At 73.1% G+C, this 9,696-nt stretch carries 11 protein-coding genes; 3 read left to right on the forward strand and 8 right to left on the reverse strand.

Features of this window, described 5'->3' with window-relative positions:
* Positions 1-700 (reverse strand): carboxylesterase family protein (locus AB0J52_RS15510; RefSeq protein ID WP_500182247.1); only part of this gene is annotated, 700 nt, incomplete at its 3' end.
* Positions 701-798: 98 nt separating this feature from the next.
* Here AB0J52_RS15510 and AB0J52_RS15515 point away from each other — a divergent pair.
* The gene (locus AB0J52_RS15515; RefSeq protein ID WP_500182248.1) at positions 799-1,416 is read left to right on the forward strand and encodes a TetR/AcrR family transcriptional regulator; all 618 of its coding nucleotides are present in this window, start codon (positions 799-801) and stop codon (positions 1,414-1,416) included.
* 74 nt (positions 1,417-1,490) lie between these two features.
* On the opposite strand, the gene AB0J52_RS15520 is transcribed toward AB0J52_RS15515, so the two are convergent.
* The 7 genes from AB0J52_RS15520 to AB0J52_RS15550 all read right to left on the reverse strand — a co-directional run bounded on the left by AB0J52_RS15520 (position 1,491) and on the right by AB0J52_RS15550 (position 7,709).
* Complete coding sequence (locus tag AB0J52_RS15520) at positions 1,491-1,745, reverse strand: metallothionein (protein WP_500182249.1); 255 nt, start codon at positions 1,743-1,745, stop codon at positions 1,491-1,493.
* Positions 1,746-1,815: 70 nt separating this feature from the next.
* Entirely contained in the window at positions 1,816-2,574 is a 759-nt protein-coding gene (locus tag AB0J52_RS15525; RefSeq protein ID WP_500182250.1) for a hypothetical protein, read from the reverse strand.
* Positions 2,575-2,633: 59 nt separating this feature from the next.
* Positions 2,634-3,434: an alpha/beta fold hydrolase gene (locus tag AB0J52_RS15530; RefSeq protein ID WP_500182251.1), complete on the reverse strand. Its 801-nt coding sequence runs from the start codon at positions 3,432-3,434 to the stop codon at positions 2,634-2,636.
* Positions 3,435-3,452: 18 nt separating this feature from the next.
* A complete protein-coding gene (locus AB0J52_RS15535; protein WP_500182252.1) occupies positions 3,453-4,655 on the reverse strand; it encodes an ABC transporter permease in 1,203 nt (400 codons plus the stop codon).
* A complete protein-coding gene (locus tag AB0J52_RS15540; RefSeq protein ID WP_500182253.1) occupies positions 4,652-5,764 on the reverse strand; it encodes an ABC transporter ATP-binding protein in 1,113 nt (370 codons plus the stop codon). The genes AB0J52_RS15535 and AB0J52_RS15540 overlap by 4 nt, the downstream gene beginning before the upstream one ends.
* The gene (locus tag AB0J52_RS15545) at positions 5,761-6,906 is read right to left on the reverse strand and encodes a peptidoglycan-binding protein (protein ID WP_500182254.1); all 1,146 of its coding nucleotides are present in this window, start codon (positions 6,904-6,906) and stop codon (positions 5,761-5,763) included. Before AB0J52_RS15545 ends, AB0J52_RS15540 begins: the two co-directional genes overlap by 4 nt.
* Before the next feature lie 209 nt (positions 6,907-7,115).
* Positions 7,116-7,709, reverse strand: coding sequence for a hypothetical protein (locus tag AB0J52_RS15550; RefSeq protein ID WP_500182255.1), 594 nt, complete (start codon positions 7,707-7,709; stop codon positions 7,116-7,118).
* A gap of 208 nt (positions 7,710-7,917) precedes the next feature.
* On the opposite strand from AB0J52_RS15550, the gene AB0J52_RS15555 reads away from it, so the two are divergent.
* Together AB0J52_RS15555 and AB0J52_RS15560 are read left to right on the forward strand one after the other, a co-directional pair.
* Positions 7,918-9,117, forward strand: coding sequence for a cytochrome P450 (locus AB0J52_RS15555; protein WP_500182256.1), 1,200 nt, complete (start codon positions 7,918-7,920; stop codon positions 9,115-9,117).
* Between the two features lie 179 nt (positions 9,118-9,296).
* Positions 9,297-9,696: response regulator transcription factor (locus tag AB0J52_RS15560; protein WP_500182257.1), on the forward strand; the 400-nt coding region annotated here is incomplete at its 3' end.

Raw genomic sequence — 9,696 nt, forward strand, 5'->3', positions numbered from 1 at the left:
CGCGGGACATCGCCTCCGCGGTGGGCTCCGCGCCCACCCGGGCCGCGAGGACGGTTGCGACGTCCTCCGCGAGCTCGCGCGTGCAGATCGTCCCCGGCACCGAGTGCGCGATGGCCCGGCGGAAAAGAGGCCGCGCGTGCTCCATGGCCAACAGGACGGCGATCGAACCCGCACCAGCCGACTGCCCGGCCACGGTGACCTGGTCCGGGTCTCCGCCGAAGGCGGCGATGTTGCGCCGTACCCAGGCGAGGGCCGCGACCTGGTCGAGAATGCCCCGGTTCGCGGGAGCACCTTCGAGCAGCGCGAAGCCCTCGGCGCCCGTCCGGTAGTTGATGCTCACGACGACCAGGCCCGCGCCGGTGAGGGCCGCGGGGTCGTACATCGGATCACCGGACGTCCCCGCGATGTACGCGCCGCCGTGGATCCACACCAGGACGGGCAGCCCGGACGTCCCAGGATCCGGCGTGCTGACGTTGAGGGTCAGCCAGTCGGTGTCCGGGTCCGGGCGCTCGGCTGTCGGCCCCGCCTGCGGAGCGGAGGGCCCGAAGTCGACGGCCCGCCTCGTCCCGTCCCAGGGGGGAGGCGGGACGGGCGTCTGGAAACGGAGCGCCCCCACCGGCGGACGGGCGTACGGGATGCCCCGGAACACCGCGCACGTCCCGCGCCGGTATCCCTCGACCAGGCCTTCCGTGGTCCGCACCCTCGGACGTTCCGACATGGCGCGCCTCCCTCCGCTCGGGTTCCCAGTTTTCGCCGGTCACTTGTAATATGTCAACCGTATGGCGAAAGGGGGTGGCGATGCCCAAGCAGGTGGACCACGACGAGCGCCGCGAGACGATCGCGCGGGCGCTGTGGCGGGTGGTGGAGCGGCGAGGCGTCGCGGCCGTGAGCGTGCGCGAGGTCGCGCGCGAGGCGGGCATCTCGCACGGCGCGGTGCAGCACTACTTCGCCACGCGCGACGCGATGCTGACCTTCGCCATGGACTTCGCGTCCGAGCGGAGCTCCCGCCGCGTCTCGACCGCCATCGGGGACCTCGGGGACGCGCCGCATCCCCGCGACGTGCTCCGGGTGATGATCACGGAGATGCTCCCGCTGCATGCCGACTCGCGCGCGACGAGCCGGATGAGCACCGCCTACGTCCTGGAGGCGCTGCACGACGAGAACGTCCGCGCGCGGGCCCGCGACGGCCTGATCGAGGGACGGTCGATCGTCGAAGGGATCATCCGCCAGGCGATCGCGGACGGTCTGGTCGACGCCCGGCGCGATCCGGCGACCGAGACCGACCTGCTCCTCGCGCTCACCGGCCTCACCCCGCTCATCGAGCTGGGCGTCATCACCCCTCAGGCGGCCCTCACCGCCGTCGACCAGCACCTCGACCGCCTGTTCACCGGCGGACCGCAGGCGGCCTCCAGCTGAAGGAGAGGACGGTGCCGCCACCAACGCCCAGGACGACTACGTGGGGTTGTGGACCCGCCTCGACCGGGCGCCTTCTAGACGCCTGCCGGGACGTTGTCGCGGGCCTGGGCGCCGCGTTCCGGTTCGGCGGCGCGGGCGCAGTGCGCCGAGCAGTACCACTTCTGGTCGACGGCCACCCCGTGGCCGACGACCCGGCAGCCGCACTGCTCGCAGATCGGCGCCATCCTGGTGATCGCGCATTCGAACGAGTCGAAGACGTGCACCGCGCCCTGCGCGTGCACCTCGAAGCTCATGGCGTAGTCGTTCCCGCAGACCTCGCACTCGGCCATGCCGTCCGTCCCCCCGTGTCCCCCCGCCGCTGACCAGGGATCTACCCAGGTCAGCGGCCGGTGATTCCCCTCAACCCGCCATGCCCGCCGGACCCGCCAGGCGCCCGCGCGCCTGGACGACCGTGAACTCCACCTGGCCCTGTCCCTCCTCCCAGTGGGCGACCAGGGTGCCGCCCTTCGCGGCGAACCGGTCCGCGACCTGCTCGTCGGTTCCCAGGTACATCAGGCCCTCCTCGCCGTCGGTGCAGAAGAAGCCGAGGTGGGCGCCCAGCTCGGGCGGCGTGAGCGCGGCCAGCGCCTCCCGCCACTCCTCGGCCGGCTCCGCCTCGAAGGGAAGCAGGCTCTCCGGGGCGGCGCCGAGGGCGGTCGCGACCCGCATCGCGTCGAAGAGCGTGCCGTCGGAGACGAGCCGTGGGTGGCAGACGGTCCAGGCGCCGTCCAGGGCGGCTCCGTCGAGGCCGTGCGCGTCCAGCAGGCGGGCCAGGTCGCCGCCCAGGACGAGCCGGCCGGCGAAGAAGGCCGAGGCGAGGTCCGCCTCGAACCCCGGCGGCAGCCCGGCCTTGTCGAGCTCGAACACCGAACGGCTCGCGTCGAACGCCGGCAGCGGCTCGTCCAGGTCGAAGACCGGGCAGTCCCAGACGACCGGTTCGTCGCCGCGGAGGGCGGCGGGGGCGAGCCAGGCGGCGTCCCGCACGAAGCCGAGCTCGTGGACGAGGTTGCCGCCGAGGAACGTCGCGTAGGCGGCGTCGCCGTCGTAACTCGCCAGGGGGCGGCCGAGCAGGATCTCGAAGGCGTCGGCCAGCCGGGCCCGCCACTGATCAGATGACATGGCGGGACGATATCCATCCCATCCGCCAATTTCGGCGGGATCACTCCACCCACCACTGGTCAGGTGCCGAGGAAGCCGATGAGGGCCGCGTTCACCGCCTCCGGGTTCTCCAGGTGGCCGTAGTGCCCGCAGTCGGCGATCTCCAGGTAGGTGGCGGCGGGGATGTGGTCGGCGACCTCCCGGGCGAAGTGCGGGGGCGCGACCAGGTCGTCGGAGAAACCGATGACCAGGCATTCGGCGCGCACCCGCCGTAGCTCCCCCAGCCGGTCGGGGATGATGTCGAGGGTGAGCTGGGAGCGGCTGGCCGTCAGGCTGACCGGCGACAGCTCGAAGACGTCCAGCCAGTCCCGGACGGCCCGCGGGTCGTTCAGCGTGCGCCGGGAGAAGCCGCGCATCACGCTGGTCGCCGCCTCGTAGGACGGCGGCAGCTTGGCGCCGGAGTCGAACAGCTCCAGCTCGGCGCGGGACGCCGCGGCCCCGAGCGGGTCGGTGCGGCCGCGGGTGGCGATCAGCACCGCCTCGCGCACCAGGTCGGGACGGCTGAGCATCAGCTCCTGCGCCACGATCGCGCCCAGCGAGAAGCCGACGACGGCGCACGGGCCCGCCCCGAGGTGCTCGATGAGGCCCGCGCAGTCGGCGGCCATGTCGTCCAGGGTGAACCCTTCGGCGCACTCGTCGGTGGGCGCGATGCCCCGGTTGTCCATGGTGACCACCTGGAAGCCGGCGCGCAGCAGGGCGGGCACCTGGTGGGTGCGCCACACCCGGCCCGGCGCGCCGGTCCCGGCGACCAGCAGCACGGGCGTCCCGGTGCCGTGCACGTCGTAGCTCAGCCGGATTCCGTTGATCTCACTGATCGGCATGTCCGTCCCTTCCGACGGTCAGACGGTCCGCAGGGCCTCGGTCGGTTGCATGCGGGCGGCGCGCAGCGCGGGGACCAGCCCGGCGACCACGCCGATCGCCACCGCCGCTCCGACGCCGCCCGCCCACGCCTCCGGCGGGACCACCACCGCCCAGTGCTTGGTGGCGGCGTAGGCCATGGTGGCGAGGACGCCGGCGGCGACGCCGACCGCGCCGCCCAGGCCGGCGAGCAGGATCGCCTCGGCCAGGAACTGGATGCGGATGTGGCCGCGGGTGGCCCCGAGCGCGCGCCGCAGCCCGATCTCCGAGCGGCGTTCCAGCACCGAGATGATCATCGTGTTGGCGACCCCGACCCCGCCGACCAGCAGCGCCACCGCGCCGAGCCCGAGGAACAGGCCGTTCAGCGCGGACTGCGCGGCGGCGCGGACCACCAGCGCGTCCGACGGGTTGCTCACCGTGACCTGGCTGGGGTTCTCGGGGTTGGCGGTCGCCGCCAGGACCGCGTGGACGTTCTTGACCTGGTCGGTGTCGGAGCGCACGTAGATGGTGGACGGGTGGCCGTCGAAGCCCAGGAACCGCATGGCCGCCGGGTAGCCGACCAGGATCGAGCTGTCGATCTCCGGCGCGAGCGTCGCGGGCCCGAGGATCCCGACGATGTAGAACCACTGCTTGCCGAGCCAGATCCGCTGGCCGAGCCAGACCCGTTCCATGCCGAGCCGCTGCGCGGCGACGTAGCCGAGCACCGCGGTCGGCTCGTTGGCGGTGGCGGCGTTGAGGAAGCGGCCCTTCAGGACGCCGGTGCGGACGATCTGCGGCAGCTGCAGGCTGCTCGCCTGGACGGTGAGCGCGTTGGTGTTGACGTCCGGGATGAGCGGGCTGCGGTACACCTTGGCGTCGACCGCGCCGGTGCTCTGCACCTGCTCCACCGGGCCGATCCGGGAGATCATGCCGGGCGCGGTCAGCGGCAGCGCGGCGTTGTTGCCGGACAGGTCCTTGCCGGTGCTGACGGTCAGCATGTTGGTGCCGAGCCGGTCGATCTGGGCGAGCAGCCCGGCCTGGGACGAGGCGGACAGCCCGAGCACCGCCACGATGGAGGCGACGCCGATCGCGATGCCGAGCGCGGACAGCGCGGCGCGCAGCCGCCGGGTGCGCAGGCCCACGCTGGAGATCCGCAGCAGGTCGCTGACCTGGAGCCGGCCGGCGGGGAAGGCGGCGATGGTCACGGGAGGCGCCCTTCCACGATCGTCGATGAGCCGGCCGGTGCGGTGGCCGGCGGGGTGGCCGGTGCGGTGGTGTCCGGCGGCGGGTCGTCCTGCCGGACGTCGGCGACGATGCGGCCGTCGAGCACCTCGATCCGGCGGGGCAGCCGGGCGGCCAGGTCCCGGTCGTGGGTGATGACGACGATGGTGGCCCCCTCGGCGTTGAGGTCCTGGATCAGCGCGAAGATCGCGTCGCTGTTGCGGCTGTCGAGGTTGCCGGTGGGCTCGTCGGCCAGCACGATGGCGGGGCGTCCGACCAGGGCACGGGCGATCGCCACCCGCTGCCGCTCGCCGCCCGACAGCTTGGACGGGATGTGCCCGGCGCGGTGGGCCAGGCCGACCCGGTCCAGGGCGTCGGCGGCGGCGCTGCGGCGCAGCGACCGCGGCACGCCCGCGTAGAGCAGGCCGTCCGCGACGTTCTCCAGCGCCGTGGTGTGGTCGGCGAGGAAGAACTGCTGGAAGACGAAGCCGATCGTGCCCGCCCGCAGCCGGGACAGCTCCCGGTCGCTCATCCGGTCGACCTCGGCCCCGGCGATCCGGACGATCCCGGTGGTGGGGCGGTCCAGCGTGCCGATGACGTTGAGCAGGGTGGACTTCCCCGAGCCGGACGGCCCGACGATCGCGACGAGCTCGCCGCGGTGGATGGTGAAGCTCACGCCGCGCAGCGCGGGCACCGGCGGCTCGCCGGGATAGAGCTTGCTCACCGACTCCAGCTCCAGCACCGGTTCGGGCCCGGACGCGGGCGGGGGTCCGGCGGCGGACGGGTCCTCCTGCGCCGTCAGGTCGGGCCGCGTGTCGTCGGCCCGGCCGTCGTGGGTCCGGGTCTCGTCGGGCCGGGTCTCGGCGGGCCGGGTGTCGGTCATGTCGGAGGTGGTCTCGCTGCTCGTCTCGGCGGTGCTCCCGGCGGCGGCCGCGACCCCGGTCTCGGGCGGGGACGCCGGCACGAACGCCGGCGACATGTCGGGCAGAGGCTGAGGCGGAGGGTCGGGCAGGGGCCGGGGCCGGGGCGCGGGCAGAGGGCGCGGTTCGTCCGGGCGGGCCGAGGCGTGCTCGGTGGGGTCGTCGGCGGTCATGACGTCGGCACCACGACCTTCTGGCCGGGCACGATGCCCTTGCCGGTGATCTGCACCCGTCCGGCGGTGTCGTCGAACAGCCCGAGCGTCACCGGCATCAGGTGGTGCGAGCCGTCCGCGCCCACGACCTCGACGCCGTACCCGCCGCCGAGCAGCGCCAGCAGCGCGTTGACGGGGACCGTCAGCGCCCCGTCCACGCTCTCGGTGGTGATCGACACGCCGACGGGCGCCTGGTCGAGGTTGCCGGTGGCCTTGGAGTCGCCCGGGGTGATGGTGACGGAGATGGTGGACCGCCCGCCCTGGCCCTTCTTCACGACCGTGCCGACGGACGAGACCTCGCCCTTGACACTGGACCCGTTGGGCAGCGTGATCGTGACCTTCTGCCCCTCCTTCAGCCGGTCCTGGAGGGACGCGTCGACGTCCACGTTCACCTGCCGCTCGGTGGAGCTGCCGGTGAGGATCACCCCGCCCGGCTGCGCCTGCCCGCCGAGCCGGGCCTGGAGGGCGGTGATCCGGAGCTTGCGGACGCCGACGAACACCACGTCGCCCTTGCCGAGCTTCCCGGTCTGCTTCACGTCGAGGGCGTCCTGGAGGTTCTTCACGGCGGCGACGGTCGCCGCGGTGTAGGTGTCGGAGTCGGAGGAGATGGAGCCGTCGGCGTCGTAGCCGGAGGCCGCCAGCGCGGCGTTGAGCTCCTGGACGTCGGGGCCGCTCATGTCCCGCTTGAGGTCCCGGTACATGGGCGTCCTGCGGCCCTTGAAGAACACGACCGGCTTCCCGTTGATCTTGTAGAGCACCTGGCCCTGCCGGACGACCTGGCCGACCCTGGGCAGGAGGGTGACGGTGCCGGCCATCTGGGTGACGGCCTGGTAGCTGCCCGCGTAGGTGAGGGTCCCGCTGACAGAGGTGCGGGCGGTCAGGGTCCCCCGGGTCACCGTCGCCATGCCGGTGGGGACGGTCGCCGGGGCCTTGGCCTTCCCGCCGCCGCCGGACGTCGCCGTGTAGTACCCGGCGCCGCCCACCAGGACCACGACCACCGTGACGGTCACCACGATCCGCCGGCGCCGCCGCCGGGTCGCCACGGCGGTGCGCAGCGACCGGCTTCCCGGTTCGCTCTCCAGAGCGGTTGGTGCGGCATTCATCGCGCGGATCCCTCCACTGTTCCCCTCGCATTCTTCGGCGCTTTCCGGTTCCGTTCTACCGGAGTCGCGGTTTCGGCCCGGTATCGTTCATCCCGGTATCGCCGCGGCATTTTTCGGACGGGCGTCCCCGAAAAGGCGGCCGGCCTTTCCGGGGACGTCGCCGCGGCGCCGCGCCGATCAGGCCGGGGCCCGGCCGGCGGGGGCCGGCGTCAGTTGCCCGCCTGCCCTCCGGAGCCGCCGAGGAACTTCTGGCACGCCTTCTGCGCGGCCTGGAAGACGGGGTTGTCGGGCGTCATCCCGATCTTGTCGCCGTCCAGGTTCATGCCGCCGTTGGGGTTCGGGTCGGGGAACTTGGTCACGCCGTGGCCGCGCATGCACTTGGAGTACTGCAGCGCCGCCGCGCGGTCCTTGGGGCCGTTGTCGCCCGCGCCGCCGCCCGGCATCAGCGACTTGCAGGCGCCGTCGGCGGACTTGTAGACCGCCGTGTCGGACGCCACGTCGTTGCCGTTGACCTGCAGGCCCTTGCCGAGCACCGGGTCGGGGAACTTGCTGACGCCGTGCGAGCGCATGCACTTGGCGTACTTGAGCAGCCCGTCGTAGATCTGCTGGTCGCTGGGGGGCTTGCCGCCGTTGCCGCCTCCGCCGCCGCCCTGCGGGGCGCCGGAGGCGCTGTCCACCGCGGCCACGCCCTTCTTTCCGCCGTCGTCCGACGACCCGCAGCCGCTCGCCACCAGGGCGAACATCGCGAGGCCGGCGGCCAGCAGGGCGGTCGCGGGCGCGCCGCGGCCGGTGCGTACTTGCATGGTTGCTCCTTCTGTCGACGCACACCTGGCATGGAGTTCTACCGAGCGGGGGGTTTCGGAGAGGTATCAACCAACGGAGGCCCTGCGCGCAAGTGTCCAAATGCTTTTCCTCTGGACACTTGCGCGGGCGGCGAATCGTCCAACTGAATGACGCCTTGATGACCTCTGGGACGCCGGGTACGTTGACACCGCCATTAGCGAGGAGCGGGTGAGTCAAACAATGGTTCCTGATCTGGTCGACCCGACGACCTACGCCGAGCACGACATGGCCGAGATCTGGCGGCGGCTGCGCGCCGAGGAACCCGTCCACCGGCATCCCGGGCCGAAAGGCGCCCCCGATTTCTGGGTGGTCACCCGGTACGCCGACGTCGCGCGGATCCTGCGCGACGACGCGAACTTCACCTCCGAGCGCGGGAACGTGCTGGCGACCATGCTGGCGGGCGGCGACACCGGCGCCGGGCGGATGCTCGCGGTCACCGACGGGCCGCGCCACACCGAACTGCGCCGCCTGCTGCTGCGGGCGTTCTCGCCGCGCGCCCTCGCCGGGGTCGCCGAGCGCGTGCGGCTGCTGATCGACCGGCTGCTCACCGAGGCCCTGGAGCGCGGCGAGTGCGACTTCGCCCGCGACATCGCCTCGGCCGTCCCGCTGGAGACGATCTGCGACCTGCTGGACGTCCCGGCCGGCGACCGGCAGCGCGTGCTCGCGCTGACCAAGTCCGCCCTCGCGTCGGACTACGCGTCCCCGGACGCCGCGGAGGACTGGGTCGCGCGCGGCGAGATCCTGCTCTACTTCACCGACCTGCTGCAGGCCCGCCGCCGGCGGCCCGGCGAGGACCCGATCAGCCTCATGGCCACCGCGGAGGTGGGCGGCCGGCGGCTCAGCGACGAGGACATCATCCTCAACTGCTACAGCCTGATCATGGGCGGGGACGAGACCAGCCGGCTGGCCATGATCGGCGCGGTGCGGGAGCTGGCCGCCGACCCCGGGCAGTGGCGGGCCCTCAAGGACGGCGAGGTGACCGTGGAGTCGGCCGGCGAGGAGGTGCTGCGCTGGACCACCCCGACCATGCACTTCGGCCGGGCCGCACTCGCCGACACCGAGGTCGCGGGCCGGGTGGTCCGGGCCGGGGAGCTGGTGACGCTCTGGTTCAGCTCGGCCAACCGGGACGAGAGCGTATTCGGGGAGCCGGACCGCTTCCTGCTGGGCCGCTCCCCCAACAAGCACCTGTCGCTCGGGTACGGGCGGCACTTCTGCCTCGGGGCGCACCTCGGGCGGGTGGAGATCAACGCGATGCTGGCGGGGCTGCGCGACCGGGTCGCCGGCATCGAGCAGACCGGGCCGGGCCGCCGCATCTACTCCAACTTCCTGTCCGGGATGAGCAGCCTCCCGGTCGTCCTCAAGGGCTGAGACCCCGTCCTCAGGCCGGGAATCCCGGCCCGGGCCCGGATCGGGCGGGGGGCTGAGACCGCGCCGAAACCGGGGGCGAAGGCATGATGGAGCCGTGTCCAACTGTGCGTCCTGCGCATCCGGGACGGCGCACGCGGAGCGGTTGCATGCGGGGGCGGCCCCGCCGGGAGGAGCGGCACGTGCGGGTGCTGGTGATCGAGGATGACGAGGAGCTGGCCCAGGCGGTCGCCGTCGGGCTGCGCCGCGCCACCATGGCCGTGGACGTGGCGTTCGACGGCCCGTCCGGGCTGGAGCGCGCCCTGGTCAACGACTACGACGTGGTGGTGCTGGACCGGGACCTGCCCGGCCTGCACGGCGACGAGGTCTGCGCGCGGCTGATCCTGGCCGAGAGCCGCAGCCGGGTGCTGATGCTGACCGCCGCCGCCACGTCCGAGGACCTCGTGGACGGCCTCGGCATCGGCGCCGACGACTACCTGCCCAAGCCGTTCGACTTCCCGGTGCTGGTGGCCCGGATCGGCGCGCTGGCCCGCCGCGTGCACCCGGTGGCGCCGCCGGTGCTGCGGCACCGCGACATCGTCG

It is taken from the genome of Spirillospora sp. NPDC049652 (assembly GCF_040675125.1).
In the GTDB taxonomy this organism is placed as follows: domain Bacteria; phylum Actinomycetota; class Actinomycetes; order Streptosporangiales; family Streptosporangiaceae; genus Spirillospora.

Excerpts from the sequence above, each read along its gene's own strand:
- AB0J52_RS15515 (WP_500182248.1), top strand. The coding sequence starts at position 799 with ATGCCCAAGCAGGTGGACCACGACGAGCGCCGCGAGACGATCGCGCGG.
- AB0J52_RS15520 (WP_500182249.1), bottom strand. The coding sequence starts at position 1,745 with ATGGCCGAGTGCGAGGTCTGCGGGAACGACTACGCCATGAGCTTCGAG.
- AB0J52_RS15525 (WP_500182250.1), bottom strand. The coding sequence starts at position 2,574 with ATGTCATCTGATCAGTGGCGGGCCCGGCTGGCCGACGCCTTCGAGATC.
- AB0J52_RS15530 (WP_500182251.1), bottom strand. The coding sequence starts at position 3,434 with ATGCCGATCAGTGAGATCAACGGAATCCGGCTGAGCTACGACGTGCAC.
- AB0J52_RS15540 (WP_500182253.1), bottom strand. The coding sequence starts at position 5,764 with ATGACCGCCGACGACCCCACCGAGCACGCCTCGGCCCGCCCGGACGAA.
- AB0J52_RS15545 (WP_500182254.1), bottom strand. The coding sequence starts at position 6,906 with ATGAATGCCGCACCAACCGCTCTGGAGAGCGAACCGGGAAGCCGGTCG.
- AB0J52_RS15550 (WP_500182255.1), bottom strand. The coding sequence starts at position 7,709 with ATGCAAGTACGCACCGGCCGCGGCGCGCCCGCGACCGCCCTGCTGGCC.